The following is a 23,947-nucleotide window of genomic DNA, read 5'->3' as shown; positions in this document are numbered from 1 at the left end:
GCGTCATCCTTGAACTGGGGCTGGCGGCACCAGCCCGATGTCTTCCATCCAGCGGGCCAGCGCTTGCGCGTTCGCAGGGCCTGCCGCATACGCGGCATGCATGGCGGCTTGCGCCTCTGGGCGGTGTTGGTTGAGCTTGACGGCGCATTGCAAATCGGTGATCTGCATCTCGAAAGCCACAATGCCGTTCAGCATGGCCTCGGTGTAACTGGCTGGCAATTCGCGCCACTGCTTCGCATAAGACGGCTCGTGGTCGGCAATCAAACACTTGAGCAAACGGTCGCGGTCTTCGTGCGGGTCGACGATGCGCGTGTGCACCTTGGCCTGCACCGCCAGATAAGACCAGGTGGGCACCCGCTGCTTGTCGGCATAAACGCCGGGCGACATGTAGGCCTGCGGCCCCATGAAACTCACCAAAGCCTGCGGCTTAGACGCCAGCAGTTGCGCCTGCGGGTTGGCCCGGGCGCAGTGTCCCAGCAAAACGCCGTGCTCGGGAGCGTTTTCACCCCACAAGGACACAGCTTGCCAGTGCATCGGGATATGGCTGAGCACCGGAAAACCGTTCTCGCCCACCGAAACGACAGACGCCAAAGGGTGTTCCCGCATGATGCGCTGCGCGATGGCGGAGTCGGTGTTTCGGAATTGTTGGGGCAGGTACATATCAGAATGAATGTACCAAAACAAAGGCACCCGAAGGTGCCTTGTTGATTATTCCCACTCGATGGTCGCCGGTGGTTTTGAACTCACGTCGTACGTCACTCGGTTGATCCCCCGCACCTCGTTGATGATGCGTCCCGACACTTTCTTGAGCAGCGCATAGGGCAGCTCAGCCCAGTCGGCAGTCATGAAGTCGCTGGTTTGCACGGCGCGCAAGGCCACCACGTAGTCATAAGTGCGGCCGTCGCCCATCACGCCCACGCTCTTGACTGGCAAGAACACGGTGAAGGCTTGGCTGGTCAGGTCATACCAGGTCTTGCCGGTTTCGTCGGTGAAGTTGCGCAGCTCTTCGATGAAGATCGCGTCGGCGCGGCGAAGCAGGTCGGCGTATTCTTTTTTGACTTCGCCCAAAATGCGCACGCCCAGGCCGGGGCCTGGGAAGGGGTGACGGTAGACCATTTCACGCGGCAGACCGAGCGCCACGCCGAGTTCGCGCACTTCGTCTTTGAACAGTTCGCGCAGTGGCTCCAGCAGTTTCAGGCCCAGTTGCTCGGGCAAGCCGCCCACGTTGTGGTGGCTCTTGATCGTCACGGCCTTTTTGCTCTTGGCACCGCCCGACTCGATCACGTCGGGGTAAATCGTACCTTGGGCCAGGAAGGTCGCGCCTTTGTGGCCACCGTCGCCCGCCTTCAATTTCGCGGCTTGCTCTTTGAACACATCGACAAACAAGCCGCCAATGATCTTGCGCTTGGCTTCGGGCTCGCTCACGCCCGCCAGCTTGCCCAGGAACAGATCGCTGGCGTCGACGCGGATGACGTGCGCGTGCAGCTTGCCGACGAACATGTCCATCACCATGTCGCCTTCATTCAGGCGCAGCAGGCCGTGGTCCACAAACACGCAGGTCAACTTGTCGCCGATGGCGCGGTGAATCAAGGCGGCAGCCACAGACGAATCGACACCGCCGGACAGGCCAAGGATGACTTCTTCGTCACCCACTTGCGCGCGGATCTTGGCCACGGCTTCTTCGATGTAGTCGCCCATGATCCAGTCTTGGCGGGCTTTGCAAATGTCGAGCACAAAGCGGTTGAGCAGCGCCTGGCCTTGCACGGTGTGCGTGACTTCAGGGTGAAACTGCACCGCGTAGAAATGGCGCGACTCATCGGCCATGCCCGCAATCGGGCAAGCCGGGGTCGACGCCATGACCTTGAAGCCGTCGGGCATTTGGGTGACCTTGTCGCCGTGGCTCATCCAGACCTTGAGCATGCCGTGGCCTTCGGGCGTGGCGAAGTCTTCGATGCCCTTGAGCAGTTCGGTATGGCCATGGGCACGGACTTCGGCGTAGCCAAATTCGCGTGTCGTGCCCGCCTCCACTTTGCCGCCCAACTGCTGCGCCATGGTTTGCATGCCATAGCAAATGCCCAGAACCGGAATGCCCAACTCAAACACAGCATCCGGTGCGCGGTCATCGACTTCGTAGACGCTGGCATGGCTGCCCGAAAGGATCACGCCTTTGAGGTTGCCGTCTTTGGCGTATTCGCGCACCCAGTCGCTGGTCACATCACAAGGATGCACTTCGCAAAACACATGCGCTTCGCGCACGCGGCGGGCGATGAGCTGGGTGACTTGCGAACCGAAGTCGAGGATCAGGATTTTGGAGTGCTGCATTCGAAAAAGCGCGTTAATTGTTAGAGGAGGCGTCGGCTGCAAGCAGGGTTTGCACACAGTCGATCAAAGAAGCCAAATGACGATCGATCACAGACCGAACAGTCAGTGCATCTATGTCGCCGAGGTAGTTGTGCACGAGGATGTTGCGAAAACCGCTGATTTCTCGCCAAGGAATGGCGGGGAACTGCGCCTTCAGGTCATCGGGAAGCATTTGGGTGGCCTCGGAAAGCGTCTGCAAATTCCGAAGTGCTGCGTCATAAAGCACTTCGTCTTGCGTCAAATCCCCACGAGCCTGAATGCGTGCTATTTTTGCAGCAACATCCAATATGTGGAGTGCATAAGTCTGCCACGACTTGCTCATAGCGCGACCGCTTCAGCAAGGACTTGCGCTTTGATGTGCGGGTTCAGTTCATGCTCAGGCACAAGATCCACCCTGCGATTCAACAGGTCACCCAACCCTTGCGCCAATGGCATGCGCTGGGTGAACAAGTCGTATCCGCGCGGAAATTCGACTAAAAAATCCACATCGCTGTCAGAAGTCTCTTCACCACGAGCCACAGAACCGAACACGCGCAGACGAGACGCCCCAAACTGCGCAGCAATGCTGTTCAGGCTGGTGTTCATCTGGCGAAGTTGGTCAAGCAACATGGTAAGTTCCCTTCAAGGCTCACAATTCTGACGCAAAGCACGAAATAGGGGCAAGCATCAATCAGCGCGGTAGTTTGGGGCTTCCTTGGTGATCTGCACGTCGTGCACATGGCTTTCGCGGATGCCCGCTGCGGTGATTTCCACAAACTGCGATTCGTTGTGCATGGCCTCGATGGTGGCGCAACCGCAGTAGCCCATGCTGGCGCGCAAGCCACCGGCCATTTGGTAAATGATGGAGACGACCGAGCCTTTGTAGGGCACGCGGCCTTCGATGCCTTCGGGCACCAGTTTGTCGGCGTTGGGGTTGCCGGTGCTCGACTCCTGGAAATAGCGGTCTGCACTGCCTTGCTGCATTGCACCAATGGAGCCCATGCCGCGGTAGCTCTTGTAGCTGCGGCCCTGGAACAACACGATTTCGCCGGGCGCTTCTTCGGTGCCCGCAAACATGCCGCCCATCATCACGGTGCCCGCACCTGCGGCAATGGCTTTGGCAATGTCGCCGCTGTAGCGAATGCCGCCGTCAGCGATCAGGGGCACGCCTGTGCCTTTGAGGGCCGTGGCCACGCTGTCCACCGCCATGATTTGCGGCACCCCCACACCCGCCACGATGCGGGTGGTGCAAATCGAGCCGGGGCCGATGCCGACCTTGACGCCGTCCGCGCCCGCCTCAACCAAGGCCAAAGCGGCTGCGCCCGTGGCGATGTTGCCGCCGATGACTTCGATGTGCGGGTAGTTTTGTTTGACCCAGCGCACGCGGTCGAGCACGCCTTTGCTGTGGCCGTGCGCGGTGTCCACCACGATGGCGTCAACCCCTGCGCGAGAAAGTGCCTCCACGCGCTCTTCGGTGCCCTCGCCCACGCCGACGGCAGCGCCCACGCGCAGCTTGCCAGCGGCGTCGCGTGCGGCGTTGGGGAAGTTCAGCTGTTTGGTGATGTCTTTGACAGTGATCAGGCCCTTGAGTTCAAAGGCGTCGTTGACCACCAGCAGGCGTTCGAGTTTGTGTTTGTTGAGCAGGTGTTTGGCTTGCTCGGGCGTGGTGCCTTCGGGCACGGTGATCAAACGCTCACGCGGCGTCATGATCTCGCTGACCTTTTGGTCATAGCGGGTTTCAAAACGCAGGTCACGGCCAGTGACGATGCCGACCACTTGGCGGCCATCGCAGACCGGAAAGCCCGACACGCCCAGCTCGTCGGAGAGGGCCATGACCTGGCGCACGGTGGTGTCGGGGGTGATGACGACCGGGTCGCGCAGCACGCCGGATTCGTAGCGCTTGACCTTGGCCACTTGCGCGGCCTGCTCTTGCGCCGTCAGGTTTTTGTGCACGATGCCGATGCCACCTTCTTGCGCGATGGCAATGGCCAAACGCGCTTCGGTCACGGTGTCCATGGCGGCAGACACCAGGGGCAAGTTCAAGCGGATGTTTCGGGTGAATTGCGTCGCGAGCGACGTGTCCTTGGGCAGGACTTGGGAGTAGGCAGGGACGAGGAGAACGTCGTCAAAAGTAAGGGCTTTACCGAGTAGGCGCATAAGCTAAGGCTCCAAAAAATGGATTGTACCCGCGCAGACCGAGGGATTTCCCGCCCTACACACCAAAAATGGCGCAGCGAAACACCCAGGCCAAGCCTCAGGCGTTTTGGTAATGCAGCACTTTGAGAGACTTTTCCGGGTCGATATCGACAAATGCTGCTGGATTGGCCAAGCGCTCAACAAAACGCAAGGCAGGGGCGGCCTCGGCCACTTGTTGGTGCAAAAACTGCGTGTCCAGCTCCGGCGCGTTCAGGCACAACAGCACATGCCCTTGCGGTTCCAGCAAATCGGGCAGTCGGCGGATCAACTTGATGTAGTCCTTGGTCGCGATGAAACTGCCTTTTTGGTAGCTGGGCGGATCAATCACGATCACGCCATAAGGCCCCATCTTGGTGATCTTGCCCCAGGTTTTGAAGACGTCGTGCCCCAAAAACCGGGCTTTGGCAGGCAGATCGTTCAGGCGGTGGTTTTGCTGCCCCACTGCCAGCGCGGCCTGACTCATGTCCAGGTTCACCACCTGCGCAGCCCCGCCCTGCAAGGCCGCTACCGAAAAAGCGCAGGTGTAGGCAAACAGGTTCAGGATGTTCTCGTGCTTTGAATGGGCTTTGAGCCACTCGCGCCCATTGGCCATGTCCAGAAACAAGCCATGGTTTTGCCCGCGCATCACATGCACGATGTAACGCGCCCCTTGCTCGGTCACCACATGCGGCTCGGGGACGCTGCCCGCCATCAGGCGCGTTTCGGCTTCGCCTTGGGCACGGCACTGGAACACCCAGTTCAGCGGTTCACCCGGGGCCAATGTGTCCCAGCGGGCCTGCAGTGCGCTTTGGCAAAGGGCCAGCTCTTCCTCGGTCACCGATTTGAAGCTGGTCAGAACCCACACAGGGGCAAACCAGTCGAGCGTCCAGTGCTCGCAGCCGGGGTAGACACCACCGCGCCCGTGGAACACCCGGTGCGCATCGGCCGTGTTGTGCATCTGGGCAATGGCGTTCAAAAGGGCTTGCATGGGGGCTTTCAGTAACCGGCTGCAGAGCCGCTCTTGCGGTTGGCAAACAGGCCCGTGCGGCCCTTGCCCTGGCGCTTGAAGCGCTGGCGCCGTGCCACTTTGGGATCGACTTTGAGGGGGCGGTACAGCTCAATGCGATCGCCCGCCTGCACACGGTGCCCCCAGGCGACTTTGTGCCCCCAAATGCCGGGCTGCTGAAATTTGAGCGATGACAGGGATGCGGCATCGGCTGAACCCTGGCTTTGCAGCCACTGGGCCACGCACAGATCGAGCACGGCCTCCACGGTGCTGTCCTCAGGCACTTGCAGGCTCATTTCCTGCACATGTCTGGGCGCGAGGCTCCAGCACAGCGTGACCTGACATGTCGGCTCAGCCATAGACCGTTTCGGCGCGCTTCACAAAGGCATCCACGAGGCTGGCCGCGATCTTGTCGAACACAGGGCCCACCAGCGTGGCCAAGGTCTTGCTGGAAAAACCGTACTGCAAGTCCAGCTCGACCTTGCAGGCACGCTGCGTGCCATCACCCACCGGGGTAAAACGCCACATGCCGCTCAGGTTGGAAAACGGGCCTTTGACCAAGCTCATGCCGACCGAGCGCCCTTCTTCGTGCGTGTTGCGGGTGGTGAAGGTTTGTTGGATGCCGCCCAGACTGATGCCCACTTCGGCCAACATGCCTTGGGCATCAGTTTCGAGCACATTCGCGCGGTCGCACCAAGGCAAAAACTCAGGGTAACGGGCCACGTCGGTGACCAGGCGAAACATTTCCTCTGGGGCGTACCAGATGAGAACAGACTTATGGATATTCTTCATACAATGCACCGATTGTAGTTTTTCGATCTGCCTGTTGGCTGATCGCCGGGCTGCACACTCTTGCGAACGGCCTGCCCGTCCTTATCTGCTCACCATGGCCACCACCAAAAAATCACCAGCTGCCCCCGTTTTTGCCAAGATCGCCGAGAACAAAAAGGCCGCCTTCGACTATTTTTTCGAAGAACGCTATGAAGCAGGCATGGTGCTGGAAGGCTGGGAAGTCAAGGCCATCCGCGAAGGCAAGGTGCAACTGACCGACGGTTATGTGGTGATCCGCAATGGCGAGCTGTTCATCATTGGCTGCCTGATCAACCCGCTCAAAACCGCCTCCACCCACATCAACCCCGAAGCCGCACGCACGCGCAAGCTGCTGCTCAACAAAGAAGAGATCAAGCGGCTGATCGGCAAGATCGAGCAAAAGGGCTACACCCTGGTGCCGATCAATTTGCACTGGAAAGCGGGCAAGGTGAAGTGCGACATTGCACTGGCCAAAGGCAAGGCCGAACACGACAAGCGCGACACCATCAAGGACCGCGAAGGCAAGCGCGAAGTGGAACGCGCCATGAAGAGCCGCCACCGGGACCGCTGAGCATCAGCCCTCAGGGTTCGGTTGGCAGGTCGGCGGCTTCAGACCCGACATGTTTTATGAGTCCGTTGTGTCGGGGCTAAAGCCACCGACCTACAAAGTCAGCTTAAATCGCGCAAGGGGTGGTGATCCGAAGGCCAAGGACTCGCAAAGAAACGTGCAGCTTCGGCCGCATCCACTTCTTCGACACGCGCAGGCTTCCAGTTCGGGCTGTGGTCCTTGTCGACTGCCAGCGCCCGAATGCCTTCCACGGTGTCACTGTCGCCGACGGCGCGCAGGTGGAAACAATGGTGCACCATGTCGCGCTCCATGCGCAGGTCGTCGGCCAAGCTCATTTGGCGGGCTCGGCGGATTTGCTCCAGCACCACATGCAGCATCAAGGGCGAACGGTGGCGCAAGGCGTGGGCCGTTTTCTGGCTCCACTCGTCAGAGGCAAATTCCAGCTTTTGCAACATCTGCGCAATGCTGGGCAAACCAAACACTTCGTCTATTTGGGGTTGAGGTATCAGCTTTTCTGGCGCCATGGCGCCGGCTTGGGCCAACACCCAGCGCTCCACCGACTCTGCGTTTTCAAACGGGCTGCTGATCAAGGTTTGCCAGATGGGCTCCAGCATGCCGCTGGGCAGTGCGATGTCGGCCAACTTGGCGGCCACCGCCTGTGCACCATTCAGCATCTGCCCTGTCAGGCCCAGGTATTCGCCCAGGCGGCCCGGGCAACGGCTGAGAAAGTAACCACCACCCACATCTGGAAACAGGCCGATGTTGGTTTCGGGCATGGCCATCTTAGTGCGCTCGGTCACCACGCGCACACTGGCGCCTTGGCTGATGCCCATGCCGCCGCCCATGACGATGCCGTCCATGAAGGCGATGTAAGGCTTGCTGTAAGTGTGAATCAGGTGGTTGAGACGGTACTCTTCGGTGAAAAAGTCCCCCAGCGATGCGTCACCCGCATGTGCGGCCTGATGGAAAAAGCGGATGTCTCCGCCTGCGCAAAATGCGCCAAACGGACCTTCTTTGCCTGTGCCGCGCACGGCCACGGCCAACACTTGCGGATCATCCTGCCAGGCCAAAAGCGCTTGGGTCAAAGAACGAACCATGTCCAGCGACAAGGCATTCAGCGCCTTAGGTCGGTTCAGAGTGATGCAGCCAATACGGCCTTCAATTTGTGCAATGACATCAGACATTGTTTTGACTCCAGCCTAACCATTCATTGAGAAGCAAGGCACCCAAGACCAGGGCCCCCCCAAAAAGCACGCTCAGCTGAGGCGCTTCGTTCGCGCCCCACCAAGCCAAAGCGATGCCAAATACGATTTCGAGCAAGGCCAGCAAGGCCACTTCAGGGGCCTTGAGCACACGGGCGCAGACCACTGACAAGGCGCACGGTATGGCCAACTGAAACAAGCCCAGCAGAGCCAGTAAACCGACATCATGCGCCGAAGCCTGAAACGGCATGGACATAGGTAAAGTCAGCAAAGTCGACATGAGCGCACCCAGCATGACGCTGGGCACCAGATCGAGGCTTTGCCCCTCGCTTTGGCTTTTTTGCGTCAACGTCCACTGCACAGAGCCTGCAATCGGGACACACAAGGCCACCAAAGAACCGATCAAGAAGTTGGGATCGCCCAAGCTCAGTTGTGAGCCGTACATCCAGGCAATGCCAATGCCAGCCAGCGCAATGGCTACCCAAGTGCGGGCAGGCAAACGGTGCCCCAAAAACACTCGGGTGATCAAAGCGGTGAGCAACGGCCCCACAGCCATGGTGATCAACACATTGGCCACCGCTGTCAAGGTGAGCGCCACCATGAAGGCGGTGAACATGACGCTCCAGCAAATACCTGAGTACCAAAAGTAACGGCTGCGCAGAGGCAGCCGTGACCAAACACTTCGGCCTTGCCACAAAGGCAAGATGACCAGCAAGGACGCCACAGTGAAGAAGCTGCGCCAGAAGGTCACTTCAAAGCTGCGCGCTTGCTCCAGGTGTCGCGTCACCACCCCGGCCATGGACCACAGGGCGGTGCAGCCCACCATGGTCCAGACGGCGAGGCCGTGCGTTAAACGCATGATCGTCAACCGATCACTTGTTGCGCTTGCGGTCGCTTTCCTTCAGGAAACGCTTGCGCAGACGCACGCTCTTGGGCGTGATTTCGACCAATTCGTCGTCCTCAATGAACTCGACGCCGTATTCCAGGGTCAGGTCAATCGGGGGCGTGATCTTGATCGCGTCTTCTTTGCCGGACACGCGGAAGTTGGTCAGCTGCTTGGTGCGCGTGGCGTTCACCACCAGATCGTTGTCACGGCTGTGGATACCCACAATCATGCCTTCGTACACCGGATCGTTCGCCTTGACGAACATGCGGCCACGGTCGTCCAGCTTGCCCAGGGCGTAGGTGAAGATTTCACCGTCGTCCATGGAAATCAGCACGCCATTCTTACGGCCGCCGATTTCACCTTTGTGTGGCTCATAGCCGTCAAAGATGTTGGAGATCAGGCCGGAACCACGGGTCAAGTTCAGGAATTCATTGGTGAAACCGATCAGGCCACGGGCAGGAATACGGTATTCCAGACGGACACGACCACGGCCATCGGGTTCCATGTTGACCAGCTCGCCCTTGCGCTCGCCCAGAGCTTGCATCACGCCACCTTGGTGGTTTTCTTCGATGTCGGCCGTCACCAGCTCGATAGGCTCGTGGCGCTCACCGTTGATGTCGCGGTACAGCACACGTGGCTTGGACACTGCCAGCTCATAGCCTTCGCGGCGCATGTTTTCCAGCAAGATGGTCAGGTGCAATTCACCACGGCCAGCGACTTCAAAAATACCATCTTCGTCGGTTTCTTTGACGCGCAAAGCCACGTTGTGTTGCAGTTCTTTTTGCAAGCGGTCCCAAATCTGACGGCTGGTCACAAACTTGCCTTCACGACCGGCCAAAGGCGAGGTGTTCACGCAGAAGTTCATGGTCAGCGTGGGCTCGTCCACTTTGAGCATGGGCAGCGGTGCGGGGTTGGTCGGGTCGGTCACGGTCACGCCAATGTTCAGGTCAGCAATGCCGTTGATCAAGACGATGTCGCCAGGACCGGCTTCGGTCACTTGCACACGGTCCAGGCCCTGGAAAGTCAGCACTTGGTTGACACGGCCTTTGATGCTCGAGCCGTCTGCGCCTTCCATCACGACCACGTCCATGTTGGGTTTGACGGTACCTTGGCTGATTCGGCCCACACCGATACGGCCCACGAAAGTCGAGAAGTCGAGAGCGGAAATTTGCAACTGCAAAGGCGCTGCGGGGTCACCTGCGTTGGGTTTGACGTGCTTGAGCACGGTGTTGAACAGGGCCGACATGTCGGGACCCCACTGCTCACCAGGAGCGCCCTCTTCCAAAGATGTCCAGCCGTTGATACCGGATGCGTACACCACAGGGAAGTCGAGTTGCTCGTCGTTCGCACCGAGTTTGTCAAACAGGTCGAAAGCGGCGTTAACCACTTTGTCGGGGTTGGCACCGGGCTTGTCCACCTTGTTCACCACCACGATGGGCTTGAGGCCCAAGGCCAAGGCCTTTTTGGTCACAAAACGGGTTTGAGGCATGGGGCCTTCTTGCGCATCGATCAACAGCACCACGCCGTCAACCATGGACAAGGCGCGTTCCACTTCTCCGCCGAAGTCCGCGTGACCGGGGGTGTCGACGATGTTGATGTGGGTGCCTTCCCAGCTCACGGCGCAGTTTTTGGCCAAGATGGTGATGCCGCGCTCACGTTCGATGGCATTGTTGTCCATCACGGTGTCGACCACTTTTTCGTGGTCAGCGAAGGTACCCGACTGACGCAGCAGTTGGTCGACCATGGTGGTTTTACCGTGGTCAACGTGCGCGATGATGGCGATGTTGCGAATTTGCTTGCTCATGCTTTCTCTTCCTTTAAACCTGCTCGGCCAGCAAAGGCGCGTTGACAGGTGATTTTTCCAAAATCTGTTGAATTTCGATCGGGCTCAACAATCGACCCGGAATCAATTCGCCGCCATGCACATGTGCTGTTCCCAGCAAGGCACGAGGATGGTCTCCATACACCACGACTTGATCACAATCAACCCAAGGGCCGCGTCGACGCACCCCACTCAAAAACCGCCCAGCGTTGTCACTGTCCAGGTTCACCTCGGTGTAGCCTGGTAACAAAACATCGACAGGTCGCAGAGCACCAAGGCGCTCGGCTTCATCCATGGCTTCCAAAGCCTGCAGTGTCACGCACTGTGACGCATCAAAAGGCCCTGTCACCACACGGCGCAAGGCGCTCAAGTGGCCGCCACAACCCAGTGCCTCAGCGATGTCTTCGCCCAGCGTCCGGATGTAGGTCCCTTTGCTGCAACGCACACGCAAACGCAAAAAAGGCACATCGCCTTGCAGTTGCATGTCCAGCAGATCCAGGTCATGAATCACCACGTTGCGCGCTTCCCGCTCAACGGTTTCGCCCTCTCTGGCGTATTCGTACAAAGCCTTGCCGTCTTTTTTCAAGGCACTGTGCATGGGCGGTACTTGGCTGATCGGTCCCATGAACCGATCCAACACCGCCACCACCTGGCCCGGGGTGCAACGCACCTCGCGCGTTTCGATCACATCACCTTCGGCATCGGCCGTGCTGGTTTTCAATCCCAACCTGACCGTGGTCTCGTAAGTCTTATCGGCATCCAGATGCTGCTGGCTGAACTTGGTGGCAGCACCAAAACACAAAGGCAATACACCGCTGGCCAAGGGGTCTAAGGTCCCTGTGTGACCGGCTTTCTCAGCCCGCAACAACCACTTGGCCTTTTGCAAAGCCTGGTTGCTGGAAAGACCCAGCGGTTTGTCAAGCAGGAGCACCCCGTGCACAGGGCGCCGCTGCACCCTGGTGCGTGGCGCGTTCATGCTCAGTCCTCCTGGGCACGAGACGACACCGCCTTGGCGATCAAAGCATTCATGTCAGAAGCGCGCTCGGTGGTGCGGTCAAACAAGAAGTGCAACGTCGGCACGGTGTGGATATGCAAACGCTTGAACAGGCCATTGCGTAAAAAACCCGCCGCAGCATTCAGGCCTTCGGTGGCTTCTTCAGGATTGCCCGTCAAGACACTGAAATAAACCTTGGCATGGGCGTAATCGGGCGTGACCTCAATCGCGTTGATCGTGACCATGCCCACTCGCGGGTCTTTCAACTCGCGCGCGATCAATTCGGCCAGATCGCGTTGGATCTGATCGGCCACGCGGAAACCGCGATTCGGGACGGACGATTGCTTCTTACGCGCCATTTACAGCGTTCTCGCAATTTCCTTGACATCGAAGAATTCGAGTTGATCGCCTTCTTTGATGTCGTTGTAGTTCTTGAGCTTGATACCGCACTCGAAGCCTTCTTTGACTTCGCGCACATCGTCCTTGAGGCGCTTGAGCGAGTCGAGTTCGCCGGTGTAGATGACCACGTTGTCGCGCAACAGGCGGAACTTGGCGTTGCGGGTAACTTGACCCGAAGTGACCATACAACCCGCAACCGTACCGATCTTGGAAGCCACGAACACAGTCCGAATTTCGGCCATACCCATGATTTCTTCGCGTTGTTCTGGCGCCAACATGCCCGACATCGCGGCCTTGAGTTCATCCACAGCGTCATAAATGATGTTGTAGTAATGAAGATCAACGCCATTGCCTTCGGCCAATTTGCGCGCACCGGCATCGGCACGCACGTTGAAGCCGATCACGATGGCTTTGGAAGCGATCGCCAAGTTGACGTCGGATTCACTGATGCCACCCACGCCGGAATAAACCAACTGAACTTTGACCTCTTCGGTCGACAGTTTGAGCAAGGAAGCACCCAGCGCTTCTTGCGAGCCCTGCACGTCGGCTTTGATGATGATCGGCAGCATTTTGACTTCGCCCGCAGACATGTCGGTGAACATGTTTTCGAGCTTGGCAGCTTGTTGCTTGGCGAGTTTGGTGTTGCGGAACTTGCCTGCGCGGTAAGTAGCGATTTCACGGGCACGGCGTTCATCGCCCATGACCATGAATTCGTCACCGGCTTGCGGCACTTCGGTCAGACCCTGAATTTCAACAGGGATCGATGGACCCGCCGACTTAATCGGGGCACCGTTCTCGTCCAACATGGCACGAACGCGACCAAAGGTCTGGCCTGCCAACACCACATCACCTGTGTTCAAAGTACCCGACTGAACCAAGATGGTGGCCACGGGACCACGGCCTTTGTCAAGGCGAGCTTCGATCACGAGACCCTTGGCCGCAGCTGCGACGGGGGCCTTGAGCTCCAAAACTTCAGCTTGCAAAAGCACTTGCTCCAACAGATCGTCAATACCCATACCGGTTTTGGCCGACACAGAAACGAATGGCGAATCGCCACCGAACTCTTCAGGCACAACTTCTTCGGAAATCAGCTCGCTGCGAACGCGTTCGATGTTGGCATCGGGTTTGTCCATCTTGTTGATGGCCACCACGATGGGCACGCCTGCCGCTTTCGCGTGTTTGATCGCCTCTTTGGTCTGGGGCATCACGCCATCGTCACCCGCCACCACCAAGATAACGATGTCGGTGGCTTGTGCGCCACGGGCACGCATGGCCGTGAAGGCCTCGTGACCCGGGGTGTCCAAAAAGGAAATCATGCCGCGAGGCGTTTCAACGTGGTACGCACCAATGTGCTGCGTGATACCACCCGCTTCGCCCGAAGCCACTTTAGCTCGGCGAATGTAGTCAAGCAAAGATGTTTTACCGTGGTCAACGTGACCCATGACGGTCACCACTGGAGCACGCGGCAAAGACTCAGCATGTTGTTCCGACACTTCATCGTCGGTGAAAGCTTCCGGATCGTCCAACGCGGCGATCACGGCCTTGTGGCCCATTTCTTCCACCACAATCATGGCGGTGTCCTGGTCCAGTGGCTGGTTCATCGTGGCCATCTGGCCGAGCTTCATCAAGTGTTTGATGACCTCGGAAGCCTTGATGGCCATTTTGTGAGCCAATTCAGCCACGGTGATGGTTTCGGGCACGTGCACTTCGAGCACACGCACTTCGGCAGGTGCCGATTGGGTCTGAGACTCATCACGGTCACGGTCATTTCCACGACGGCCACGCGGCCCCGTACGCCAGTTGTTACGGCCCACACCACCACTGGTGTCGCCGCGAGTCGGAATGGCCTTCTTCTTGGCTGGGTCTCCAGCCCAGCTGGAGGAAAGCTTGGCTGATTTAACTTCTTTGTTGCCACCTGGGCCAGATGGTGCAGCAGCTTGGGCTGCAGCAGCGCGAGCGCCGGGTGCGGGCGTACCGGCAGGTTTGTGCAATGTGCCTTTGACCGCTGCTTTGGCCTCGACTTTGGGCTCTTCTTTTTTCGCAACCAACACCTTTTTAGGTGCATTCATCATGGTGCGGATGGCCTCGGCTTCAGCCAGGGCCTTGCGACGACGTGCATCGAGATCGGCGGCACGCGCGGTGTCTTCGTCGGCTTTGGCTTTCGAATCGGCTGCCGCTTTTTGTGCAGCCGCTTCACGGGCTTCCTGGTCTGCTTTGGCTTTGGCAGCAGCCGCCTCAGCCAACTCAGCCGCCTTGGCTGCAGCCACATTTTCAGCAGAAATCACCGGCATAGCGGGCGCAGTCTTGGCTTGCGATGCGGCATTGATGCTGGCCGCTTCAGCACGAGCCAACTGCTCACGCTCTTCGCGGCTCAACGATGGCTTGACAGGCTCAGCTTGGCCAGCGGCCAAAGCAGCCGCTTCAGCCAAGGATTTGGCTTCAGCGCGGGCCTTCGCTTCCTGTGCTTCCAGCTCAGAACGCTGTTGCGCTTCTTGCGCCTCGCGCACACGGCGCTTCTCAACCAGCTCTTCTTCTTGGCGGCGGATCAGCTCTGCCTGACGTCGGGCTTCTTCTTCGCGTCGCGCCAAATCAGCGTGATCCATCACGGGCTCTTGCAGCTCTTCGACTTGAGCTTCTTGCACTGGCTCGTCGTCACGCTTGATCAATGTGCGTTTTTTACGCACTTCCACCTGAATCGTGCGGGCTTTGCCAGAGGCATCGGCTTGTTTGATCTCACTGGTGGATTTTTTCACCAAGGTGATTTTCTTGCGATCCCCGGCCACGACGGTGCCATGGCTGGCTTGCAAATAACTGAGCAACTTTTGTTTGTCAGCATCGTTCAGCGTATCGCTGACCGCGCTTTTAGCGACACCCGCTGATCGCAATTGATCGAGCAAAACATCGGCAGATTTTTTGAGTTCGTTCGCGAACTCGGCAACAGTGGTACTGGACATATTGTGTTCAAGCCTCCATAGCTTCAGGCCTGGCCAGCGAACCAATGTTCGCGGGCTTTCATGATCAGGGCGGTCGCCTCTTCATCTGTCTGAGCAGTGATGTCAGTCAGTTCGTCGGTGGCCAAGTCAGCCAAATCGTCACGGGTGTGGATGCCCGCTTCAACCAGCTTGGAAATCAGCTCAGGCGTGAGGCCTGGCAGGTCACGGAGGTCTTGCGACACTTCTTCAACGCTCTCTTCGCGTGCAATTTCGAGGGTCAGCAACGCATCTTTGGCACGTGTGCGCAACTCGTTGATGGTGTCTTCGTCGAAGCTTTCGATTTCCAGCATTTCCTGGATCGGCACATAGGCCACTTCTTCCAAGCTTGTGAAGCCTTCGCCGATCAGGATGTCTGCAATCTCCTGGTCCACATCGAGCTTTTCCATGAACAACTGGCGAATGCCTGTGGTTTCTTCGGCCTGCTTTTGGGCAGATTCGGCGGCATCCATGATGTTGATCTTCCAGCCCGTGAGGTCAGAAGCCAAACGCACGTTTTGACCGCCACGGCCAATCGCGATCGCGAGGTTTTCTTCGTCGACCACCACGTCCATGGCGTGCTTTTCTTCGTCCACCACGATGGATTGCACGTTGGCCGGAGCCAAGGCACCGATCACGAACTGGGCGGGATCCTCGCTCCACAAGACGATGTCGACGCGCTCACCAGCCAATTCATTGGTCACGGCGTTGACGCGGGTGCCACGCACACCGACGCAGGTGCCGATGGGGTCCACGCGCTTGTCGTGCGACAAGACAGCGATCTTGGCACGGGAGCCGGGGTCACGGGCGCAGGTTTTGATTTCCAACAGGCCTTGCTCAATCTCGGGCACTTCCTGGCGGAAGAGCTCAATCATGAACTCAGGGGCTGAACGCGACAACAAGATGGGCGCGCCGCGCAAGGTCAGGTCCACTTCCATGATCATGGCGCGCACGCGGTCGCCACTGCGCAGGTTTTCCTTGGGGATCATTTCGCTGCGACGCAGGCGGCCTTCAATGCGGCCAGCTTCACAGATGATGTCGCCCTTGTCCATGCGCTTGACGGTGCCGACAAAAATCTTTTCGCCACGCGACATGAAGTCATTGAGCAACATTTCACGCTCGGCATCACGGATTTTCTGCAAGATCACCTGCTTGGCCGCCATGGCACCGATACGGCCAATGGGCAAAGACTCGATCGGCTCTTCGATGTACTCGTCGACTTCGATGTCCGGAATTTGCTCTTTGGCTTCAAACAGCAAAATTTCCTGTTCGGGCAATTGCAGACCGGCTTCGTCTGGGACCACATGCCAGCGGCGGAAAGTTTCGTAGTTGCCGTTGTCACGATCGACCGACACACGAATGTCCACTTCACCGGCATACAGTTTCTTGGTGGCTTGGGCCAGAGCGGCTTCCACAGCACCAAACACCACGTCGCGCTCAACGTTCTTTTCACGTGAGATGGCTTCGACCAACATCAACATTTCGCGATTCATGACTTGACTCTCCTGTTCCACTGGGTCTGCGGTTCAGACCCGATATAAATGCTCAAAACCCGACACCCAGGTCAGGTTTCAACCTTTGGCTTGCGCCCTTTGAAATCCACCACGGGCGCCAAACGGGCCTCGCGCAATTCATCCAATGCGAAACCCAGCGCATTCAAAGGTGCTGGGATGCGTTTTTTACTGATTCGTTGACCTGGCTTGCCCACAGGCTCATCGCTCCAGACGATTTGCCAACCGTCACCCGCAGCTGTCCGCTCTAGAGTGCCTCGAAATTTTTTGCGGCTGGCACTGACCAGACCGACAGCGTTTTCGCCCATAGGCGCTTTGAGGGTGATGTCGATCAACTCACCGACAAAACGCTCGAAATCTTTTTCGTGTCGCAAGGGGCGATCAATTCCGGGAGAGGACACCTCAAGCCGGTTGTACGCAACGCCATCGACTTCAAGGGCAAACTGAAGTTGCCGATTGACTTTTTCGCAGTCTTCCACGTTGATAAAGAGCTCAGAGCCCGGCTGCCACGGAAAATCGATGGTGATGCGCAACAATCCGCCCGCAGTGCGGTCAATCTCAACCAGGTCATAACCCAGTCCAGTCACGGTTTCTTGAACAATTTGCTGCAATGCCACAGAGCTTCGGAATATCAACGTTAAAAAAGAAAGACCCAAAAAAAACGGGCGGTGAAAACCCGCCCGTTTGGTCGTGAAGCCAGTATTCTAGCCGAAAAACGCGCTAAGTGCGTGATTTTTAAGGAAAACGAAGCCCCGTTTAGCGTGAATCTGTTCACGCATTTGGAAAGGCCTCCAGCAAAGTGCGGGTGTAAGCGTGACGCGGTTGGTACAGAACCTGATCCGCCGTGCCTGCCTCCATGATTTGCCCGGCCTGCAGCACCATCACTTGGTGGGCCATGGCCCGTAAAACATCGATATCGTGGGTAATCAACAAATAAGCAATCGACCGCGTTTTTTGCAAATCCTGCAGTAATTTCAATATTTGCTTTTGCACCGTCACATCCAAAGCGCTGGTCGGTTCGTCCAGCACCAACAGATCGGGCTCGACCACCAAGGCCCGAGCCAAGGCCATGCGCTGCCTTTGCCCCCCTGAAAAAGAGTGCGGATAGCGGTTGAGCAAATCCGGAAAATCCGCAGTACTCAGCCCCACTTCAGCCAAAGTGGCCAAAACACAGGCCTCAATTTGGGATTCAAGCGCTTGCGGCTGGTGCAGGCGCAAACCCTCCGAAACGATTTCGCCCACCGTCATTCGGGGCGAAAGGCTGCCATAGGGGTCTTGAAATACCACCTGCACGCGTTGCCGCAGCGCCTTGTCCCGGGCGGGCGAGTTTTGCCACGTTTGATCGCCAAAAGACAGCCCGCCTTCAAACGGGATCAAGCCCAGCACCGCTTGCGCCAAACTGGATTTACCCGAACCCGATTCACCCATGACCCCCAAGGTCGTGCCAGCCTCGATCTGGAAATCTGCCGCCTGGACAGCGGTGAAGTGGTCTTTTTGGAACCATCCCCGCAAACCAGGCAAGTTCATGGGGTAACGCACGCGCAGCCCTTGGGCTTGCAGCAGTGACTCGGCCCGGTCTGCCCTCACCGGAACCAGCCCCTCCCGGCTCGGGCGGCTGTCCAGCAGCTTTTGCGTGTAAGGGTGCTGCGGCCGTGCAAACAACTCGGCCAAGGGCCCCTGCTCCACCAAATAGCCTTTTTCCATGACCGCCACATGGTCTGCAAAGTGACGCACCAAGGCCAGGTCGTGGGTGATCAAGAGCACGGCCATGCCCGTCTTGGCCTGCAAATCGGCCAGCAAATTCAGCATTTGCAAACGCAAGCTGGCGTCCAGCGCGGTAGTGGGTTCATCGGCCAGCAGCAGCTTGGGCTCGGACGCCAAAGCCATGGCCATCATGGCGCGTTGCCTTTGACCACCCGACAGCTGATGCGGGTAAGCGCCAAATCGGCGGTGCGGGTCATCGATACCGGTTTCGGCCAACAGCGCCTCGGCCCGTTGATCGGCCTCTTGGCGACGCCACATTTTTTTAAGCTGCAGCACTTCAGAGATTTGCTGCCCCACCGTCATCAGGGGGTTGAGTGCGGTCATCGGCTCCTGAAAAATCATGGCGATGTCATCGCCACGGATGCGCGTCATCTCAGCGGGTGACTGTTGTAGCAAATCGCGCCCTTGCCACAACACCTGCCCACGCAGTTGTGCCGACTCCAGCAGACGCAATACCGACAAAGCCGTGACCGACTTGCCCGAGCCCGACTCGCCCACCAGCGCACAACGCTGACCAGGGTGGATGCTCAGGTTGATACCGTGCACCACCTCGGTGTCGCCAAAGGACACTCTCAAGTCGCGCAATTGAAGCAAGGGCGTACTCATGCGTTGGCCTTTCGGGGGTCCAGGGCGTCGCGCAAGGCATCGCCCATGAAGGTCAGCAGCAGCAAGGTCACCACCAACACACCAAAGGTGGAGATCGAAATCCACCAAGCGTCGATGTTGTTTTTGCCCTGCGACAGCAGCTCACCCAATGAGGGCGTGCCGGGTGGCACACCCAGGCCCAGAAAATCCAACGAGGTCAAAGCCAGAATGGCGCCACTCATGCGGAAGGGTAAAAAGGTCACCACCGGGGTCATGCTGTTGGGCAGCACATGCCGCCACATGATTTGCCAGTGCCCAAGACCCAGTGCCCGAGCCGACTTGACGTAGTCGAGTTGGCGGTTGCGCAAAAACTCGGCCCGCACGTAGTCGGACAAGCCCATCCAGCCAAACAGGCTGAGCAATACCAGCAACAAGCCCACGCTGGGCTCGAACACCGCCGAGAAGATGATGAGCAAATACAGCTCGGGCATGGCGCTCCAGATTTCGATGAAGCGCTGAAAAACCAGGTCGGTCTTGCCCACAAAAAAGCCCTGCACGGCCCCGGTCAACACGCCCAGCAAAACACCAAACAGCGTCAGGGCCAGCGCAAACAGCACCGAGACCCTGAACCCATAGAGCAAACGCGCCAGCACATCACGGCCCCGGTCGTCGGTGCCCAGCCAGTTGCGAGTGCTGGGTGGCGCCGGATTGGGCAAGGGGGCAAAGTAATCGAGTGTGCTGTGGTGGTAAGGGTTGGGCGCTTGCAACGCCCAGTTGGAATCCTTGCGCAGTTGCTGCTGTATGAAAGGATCCAGGTAATCGGCTGGGGTTTCAAAGTCGCCACCAAACAATTTTTCGGGCAAGGTCTGCACCACCGGAAAGTACCACTGCCCCTGAAAGCGCACCACCAGAGGTTTGTCGTTCGACAAGAACTCGGCTCCCAGGCTGAGCACGAACAAGGTCATGAAAACAAGGAGGCTGTACCAACCCAGGCGGTTGCGCTTGAAACGCTGCCAGGCCCGGGCCGTGGGCGAGGCCTGAGCAGACGAGAAGGGAGTCACTGATGCGCTCATTGGTCGAACTTCACACGCGGGTCCACCCACAAATAACAAAGGTCGCTGACCAGCTTGGTGACCAGCCCGATCAGCGTGAACAAATACAAGGTGCCCAACACCACCGGGTAATCGCGCCGGATGACCGATTCATAGCTGAGCAAACCCAGACCATCGAGCGAAAACAAGGTTTCGATCAACAAAGAGCCCGTGAAAAATGCGCCGATGAACGCCGCAGGAAAACCCGTGACCAAGGGAATCAGCGCATTGCGCATGACATGGCGGTACAGCACGCGGTTTTCACTCAAGCCTTTGGCTCGGGCCGTCAACACATATTGCTTGCGGATTTCTTCGAGGAACGCGTTTTTGGTCAGCATGGTGATGACCGCAAAAGAGCCCAGCACACTGGCCGTGACCGGCAAGGCGATGTGCCACAAATAATCGACCACCTTGGCACCCCAGCTGAGCTGTTCCCAGTTGGACGAAGTCAGCCCCCTCAGCGGGAACCACTGCAACTGCCCGCCAAAAATCACCAGCAAAGCCACACCCAACACAAAGCCCGGAATCGCATAACCCACCAGCACCAGCAAACTGGTCAGGGTGTCAAAACGAGTGCCTGCCCGCACCGCCTTGGCAATGCCCAAAGGCACCGATACCAGATAGCTCAGGAAAAACGTCCACAAACCCAGGCTGATCGAGACCGGCAGTTTTTCCTTGATCAGGCTCCAGACGTCTTTGGGATAGAAAAAGCTTTTGCCCAGATCAAACTGCGCAAACTGTTTGAGCATCATCCAGAAACGCTCAGTGGGTGGCTTGTCAAAACCATAGAGCGTTTTGATCTCGGCAATGCGCGCGGCGTCCACCCCCTGACGGCCGCGGTAGCCACTGCCTGCGGCAGCGGCGCCCTCCCCGCCCGTGTCGCGCCCCTGCAGTTGGGCCACCATTTGCTCCACCGGCCCACCGGGCACAAACTGGATCACCGCAAAAGTCATCAGCAAGACCCCGAACAAGGTCGGGACCATCAACAACAAGCGCTTTAATATGTAGGCCAACATGGATCAAGGGCCTTTCTTGAACGCGTCCTTGCCGACGGGGGTGGTTGATGACACCGGTGCAGCAAAGGTGTGAGTAGTTGCGCCCGCCGACCTGGACCACCAAACCGAAGTCACCAAGGCTTCTGGTTGGTAATACCGGGGCAAGGTGGCAGGCCGGTCAAAAGCCGCAGCACGCCAGGACACACGGTGCACCGCGCCATACCAGTGCGGCACCACATAATGGCCATGTCGCAAAACACGGTCCAGCGCACGCAAGCTCGTGACCAGTTCCGGCCGGGTGGTGGCGCTCACGGCTTTGTCGAGCAAGGCATCGACAGCCGGATCCTTCAGGCCCAACACATTGCCCGAACCCTCCACATCGGCAGACTTGCTGCCAAAGCGCTCCAGCAACTCGGTGCCAGGCGCTTCGCTGCCCACGGTGCGATTGCTGACGATGTCAAAGTCAAACACGTCCATGCGCTTTTGCAACAGGGCGAAGTCGATCACTTTGTATTGCACCTGAATACCCAGCTTTTCGAGGTTCTTGGCAAAGGGTGTGACCACGCGCCCCATGGAGCCCGAGCTGTCCAGAAATTCGAGTGTCAGCGCCTGTCCGTTGGCATTGCGCAAAGCGCCGTCGCGGTAAGTCCAGCCCGCATCATTGAGCAAATCACGGGCTTGGCGCAGGTGGTCGCGCAAGCTGTGGCCCGCGTCCATGGCCAAATCCGTCTTGGGGGGCAAGGGCACGTCTTGCTCGAACACGGCCGCAGGCAACTTGGCCCTCAAAGGCTGCAGCAAGGCCAATTCATCGGGGCCGGGTCGGCCTTTGGCTTCGAAGTCACTGGCCACGAAATAGCCACGCACACGGCTGTAGGCGTTGTAAAACAGCTGGCGGTTCAACCATTCAAAGTCCATGGCCAAAGCAATCGCTTGGCGCACACGCACATCCTTGAACTTGTCTCGGCGCAGGTTGAACTGAAAACCCTGAAAGTCGCCCGCATTGCCATGCGGCAACTCGGCCTTGATCAGTTCGCCTCGATCAAATGCCCGGCCCGTGAAGGCCCTGGCCCATTCCCGCGCAATGAACGACTGCATGTAATCGAACTCGCCCGCCTTGAAGGCTTCGAGCTGCGCTGTGCTGTCCTTGTAAATTTTGTAGGTGATGCGGTCGAAGTTGAACAGACCCTTGCGCACGTTCAGGTCTTTGGCCCAATAAGCCAGGTCGCGCACATACGTGATGTCTTTGCCAAACTGCACTGGACCGATGCGGTAAGGCCCCGACGAAATCGGGATGTCCATGACCATTTGGTCCAGCGGCTTGTGCGCGTTGCCTTGCAGGCCCCATTTTTGGCTGAACACGGGCAAGCTGCCCACGATCAAAGGCAGTTCACTGTTGGGCCGCACAAAATCAAAGCGGATGCTGCGCTCACCCAATACAGTGGCGGCCTTGACCTCGCCAAAATAAGTGCGGTACTGCGGTGCGGCCTGCTTGCTGGTCAGGCGTTCAAAAGAGTGGCGCACATCGGCGGCCAGCACGGGGTCTCCGTTGTGAAAGCGGGCCTGGGGGTGGATCTGAAATGTCACCGACATGCGGTCAGCCGACACCTGAGTGTCCGAAGCCAGCAAGCCATAAGCCGTGGTCGGCTCGTCCATGTTGCCCACCAGCAAGGTGTCGAACATCATGGCCAGCATGGAAGGGGGTGCGCTGCCTTTGAGGGTGAAGGGGTTGTACTTGTCGAAATTGGACTGGCGCGTGGGGGGCACCAAAATGATCTCGCCGCCTTTGGGTGCAGCGGGGTTCACATACGAGAAATTCGCAAAACCTGCGGGGTAGCGGATGTCACCAAACTGCGCATAAGCGTGCGCCGCCCACGCCGTGGCTGTCGTCCAGAGCCCGAGGGCCAGCAAGCAGTTTGTCCAAAATCGGGCCATGGGTCTTCGCATGCGACAATTCTGCACACATTTTCCAGGAGTTGAAGACATGACTACAAAAACAGGATTTCTGTCAGGCAAAAAGCTGTTGATCACCGGCGTGTTGTCCAACCGCTCGATCGCCTATGGCATCGCCAAGGCTTGCCACGAGCAAGGGGCCGAACTGGCTTTCAGTTACGTGGGCGAGCGTTTCAAGGACCGCATCACCGAATTCGCGGCCGACTTTGGCTCCAAGCTGATTTTTGACTGCGACGTGGGCAGCGACGAACAAATCGAAAAGCTGTTCACCGACTTGTCGGCCACCTGGCCCAAGATCGACGGCTTTGTGCACGCGATTGGTTATGCCCCGCGCGAAGCCATCGCCGGAGATTTCCTAGACGGTCTGTCCCGCGAAGGCTTCAAAATTGCCCACGACATCAGTGCCTACAGCTTCCCCGCCATGGCCAAGGCTGCCCTGCCCTACCTGAACGACAAGGCGGCCGTGCTGACCCTGACGTATCTGGGTGCGATCCGCACCGTGCCCAACTACAACACCATGGGCTTGGCCAAGGCCAGTCTGGAAGCGTCGGTGCGTTACCTGGCCGAGTCGCTGGGCAGCCAGAACCGTGGCCTGCGAGCCAACGGCATTTCGGCCGGCCCCATCAAGACGCTGGCCGCCAGCGGCATCAAGGGTTTTGGCAAAATTTTGTCGGTGGTGGCCGAAGCCTCGCCGATTCGCCGCAACGTGACCATTGACGATGTGGGCAATGTGGCTGCGTTCTTGTTGAGCGATTTGGCCGCTGGTGTGACCGCTGAGATCACTTATGTGGACGGTGGTTTCAGCCAGGTGGTCGGTGGGATTGCGGAGCCAGCGGCTGCGGCTTGATACTTTGTCATGGGCTGAAGCTTTTCAAGCCAG

Annotated in this window: 22 protein-coding genes; 2 read left to right on the top strand and 20 right to left on the bottom strand. The window is 58.3% G+C overall.

Annotated elements, in window-relative coordinates:
- Positions 1-3 precede the first annotated feature (3 nt).
- The 8 genes from B9Z37_RS12075 to B9Z37_RS12040 form a co-directional block, all read right to left on the bottom strand.
- A complete protein-coding gene (locus tag B9Z37_RS12075; RefSeq protein ID WP_108313262.1) occupies positions 4-660 on the bottom strand; it encodes an FMN-binding negative transcriptional regulator in 657 nt (218 codons plus the stop codon).
- 48 nt (positions 661-708) lie between these two features.
- Positions 709-2,322, bottom strand: coding sequence for a glutamine-hydrolyzing GMP synthase (gene guaA / locus B9Z37_RS12070; protein ID WP_108313261.1), 1,614 nt, complete (start codon positions 2,320-2,322; stop codon positions 709-711).
- A 13-nt stretch (positions 2,323-2,335) separates the two neighbouring features.
- Positions 2,336-2,683 (bottom strand): HepT-like ribonuclease domain-containing protein, encoded by a 348-nt coding sequence (locus B9Z37_RS12065; RefSeq protein WP_108313260.1) that lies wholly within the window; start codon positions 2,681-2,683, stop codon positions 2,336-2,338.
- Positions 2,680-2,946 (bottom strand): nucleotidyltransferase family protein, encoded by a 267-nt coding sequence (locus B9Z37_RS12060; RefSeq protein WP_240606705.1) that lies wholly within the window; start codon positions 2,944-2,946, stop codon positions 2,680-2,682. Before B9Z37_RS12060 ends, B9Z37_RS12065 begins: the two co-directional genes overlap by 4 nt.
- Positions 2,947-3,027: 81 nt before the next feature.
- Positions 3,028-4,497, bottom strand: a complete 1,470-nt coding sequence (gene guaB / locus B9Z37_RS12055; protein ID WP_108313258.1) for an IMP dehydrogenase — start codon at positions 4,495-4,497, stop codon at positions 3,028-3,030.
- A 97-nt stretch (positions 4,498-4,594) separates the two neighbouring features.
- Positions 4,595-5,503, bottom strand: coding sequence for a class I SAM-dependent methyltransferase (locus tag B9Z37_RS12050; RefSeq protein WP_108313257.1), 909 nt, complete (start codon positions 5,501-5,503; stop codon positions 4,595-4,597).
- Between the two features lie 8 nt (positions 5,504-5,511).
- Positions 5,512-5,880 carry an RnfH family protein gene (locus B9Z37_RS12045; RefSeq protein WP_108313256.1) on the bottom strand — a complete coding sequence of 123 codons (369 nt, stop codon included), beginning with the start codon at positions 5,878-5,880 and terminating at the stop codon, positions 5,512-5,514.
- On the bottom strand, positions 5,873-6,313 hold the full coding sequence (locus tag B9Z37_RS12040; protein ID WP_108313255.1) for a type II toxin-antitoxin system RatA family toxin: 441 nt from the start codon (positions 6,311-6,313) through the stop codon (positions 5,873-5,875). Before B9Z37_RS12040 ends, B9Z37_RS12045 begins: the two co-directional genes overlap by 8 nt.
- Positions 6,314-6,407: 94 nt before the next feature.
- Between B9Z37_RS12040 and smpB the strand changes: the two genes are divergently transcribed.
- Positions 6,408-6,902 (top strand): SsrA-binding protein SmpB, encoded by a 495-nt coding sequence (gene smpB / locus B9Z37_RS12035; RefSeq protein ID WP_108313254.1) that lies wholly within the window; start codon positions 6,408-6,410, stop codon positions 6,900-6,902.
- A 98-nt stretch (positions 6,903-7,000) separates the two neighbouring features.
- Here smpB and B9Z37_RS12030 read toward each other — a convergent pair whose 3' ends face one another.
- The 12 genes from B9Z37_RS12030 to B9Z37_RS11975 all read right to left on the bottom strand — a co-directional run bounded on the left by B9Z37_RS12030 (position 7,001) and on the right by B9Z37_RS11975 (position 23,049).
- On the bottom strand, positions 7,001-8,083 hold the full coding sequence (locus B9Z37_RS12030) for an enoyl-CoA hydratase/isomerase family protein (protein ID WP_108313253.1): 1,083 nt from the start codon (positions 8,081-8,083) through the stop codon (positions 7,001-7,003).
- On the bottom strand, positions 8,076-8,960 hold the full coding sequence (locus B9Z37_RS12025) for a DMT family transporter (RefSeq protein ID WP_108313252.1): 885 nt from the start codon (positions 8,958-8,960) through the stop codon (positions 8,076-8,078). The genes B9Z37_RS12030 and B9Z37_RS12025 overlap by 8 nt, the downstream gene beginning before the upstream one ends.
- 13 nt (positions 8,961-8,973) lie before the next feature.
- Positions 8,974-10,791 carry a translational GTPase TypA gene (gene typA, locus B9Z37_RS12020; protein WP_108313251.1) on the bottom strand — a complete coding sequence of 606 codons (1,818 nt, stop codon included), beginning with the start codon at positions 10,789-10,791 and terminating at the stop codon, positions 8,974-8,976.
- Positions 10,792-10,804: 13 nt separating this feature from the next.
- Positions 10,805-11,785, bottom strand: coding sequence for a tRNA pseudouridine(55) synthase TruB (gene truB, locus B9Z37_RS12015; protein WP_108313250.1), 981 nt, complete (start codon positions 11,783-11,785; stop codon positions 10,805-10,807).
- A 2-nt stretch (positions 11,786-11,787) separates the two neighbouring features.
- On the bottom strand, positions 11,788-12,162 hold the full coding sequence (gene rbfA / locus B9Z37_RS12010; RefSeq protein WP_108286996.1) for a 30S ribosome-binding factor RbfA: 375 nt from the start codon (positions 12,160-12,162) through the stop codon (positions 11,788-11,790).
- Positions 12,163-15,156 carry a translation initiation factor IF-2 gene (gene infB / locus B9Z37_RS12005; protein ID WP_108313249.1) on the bottom strand — a complete coding sequence of 998 codons (2,994 nt, stop codon included), beginning with the start codon at positions 15,154-15,156 and terminating at the stop codon, positions 12,163-12,165.
- A gap of 23 nt (positions 15,157-15,179) precedes the next feature.
- On the bottom strand, positions 15,180-16,664 hold the full coding sequence (nusA, locus tag B9Z37_RS12000) for a transcription termination factor NusA (RefSeq protein ID WP_108313339.1): 1,485 nt from the start codon (positions 16,662-16,664) through the stop codon (positions 15,180-15,182).
- 71 nt (positions 16,665-16,735) lie between these two features.
- The gene (rimP, locus tag B9Z37_RS11995; protein ID WP_108313248.1) at positions 16,736-17,299 is read right to left on the bottom strand and encodes a ribosome maturation factor RimP; all 564 of its coding nucleotides are present in this window, start codon (positions 17,297-17,299) and stop codon (positions 16,736-16,738) included.
- A gap of 154 nt (positions 17,300-17,453) precedes the next feature.
- Positions 17,454-19,052, bottom strand: coding sequence for an ABC transporter ATP-binding protein (locus tag B9Z37_RS11990; RefSeq protein ID WP_108313247.1), 1,599 nt, complete (start codon positions 19,050-19,052; stop codon positions 17,454-17,456).
- Positions 19,049-20,104: an ABC transporter permease gene (locus B9Z37_RS11985; protein ID WP_108313246.1), complete on the bottom strand. Its 1,056-nt coding sequence runs from the start codon at positions 20,102-20,104 to the stop codon at positions 19,049-19,051. The genes B9Z37_RS11990 and B9Z37_RS11985 overlap by 4 nt, the downstream gene beginning before the upstream one ends.
- Positions 20,101-21,138, bottom strand: coding sequence for a microcin C ABC transporter permease YejB (locus B9Z37_RS11980; RefSeq protein ID WP_108313245.1), 1,038 nt, complete (start codon positions 21,136-21,138; stop codon positions 20,101-20,103). Before B9Z37_RS11980 ends, B9Z37_RS11985 begins: the two co-directional genes overlap by 4 nt.
- 3 nt (positions 21,139-21,141) lie before the next feature.
- Entirely contained in the window at positions 21,142-23,049 is a 1,908-nt protein-coding gene (locus B9Z37_RS11975; RefSeq protein ID WP_240606704.1) for an extracellular solute-binding protein, read from the bottom strand.
- Positions 23,050-23,098: 49 nt separating this feature from the next.
- On the opposite strand from B9Z37_RS11975, the gene fabI reads away from it, so the two are divergent.
- Positions 23,099-23,914, top strand: coding sequence for an enoyl-ACP reductase FabI (gene fabI, locus B9Z37_RS11970; protein ID WP_108313244.1), 816 nt, complete (start codon positions 23,099-23,101; stop codon positions 23,912-23,914).
- Positions 23,915-23,947: the final 33 nt, after the last annotated feature.

Source organism: Limnohabitans parvus II-B4, from assembly GCF_003063455.1.
In the GTDB taxonomy this organism is placed as follows: Bacteria; Pseudomonadota; Gammaproteobacteria; order Burkholderiales; family Burkholderiaceae_C; genus Limnohabitans_A; species Limnohabitans_A parvus.
Note: the sequence above shows the minus strand (reverse complement) of the source record. Positions and strands in the feature narration are given on the sequence as shown.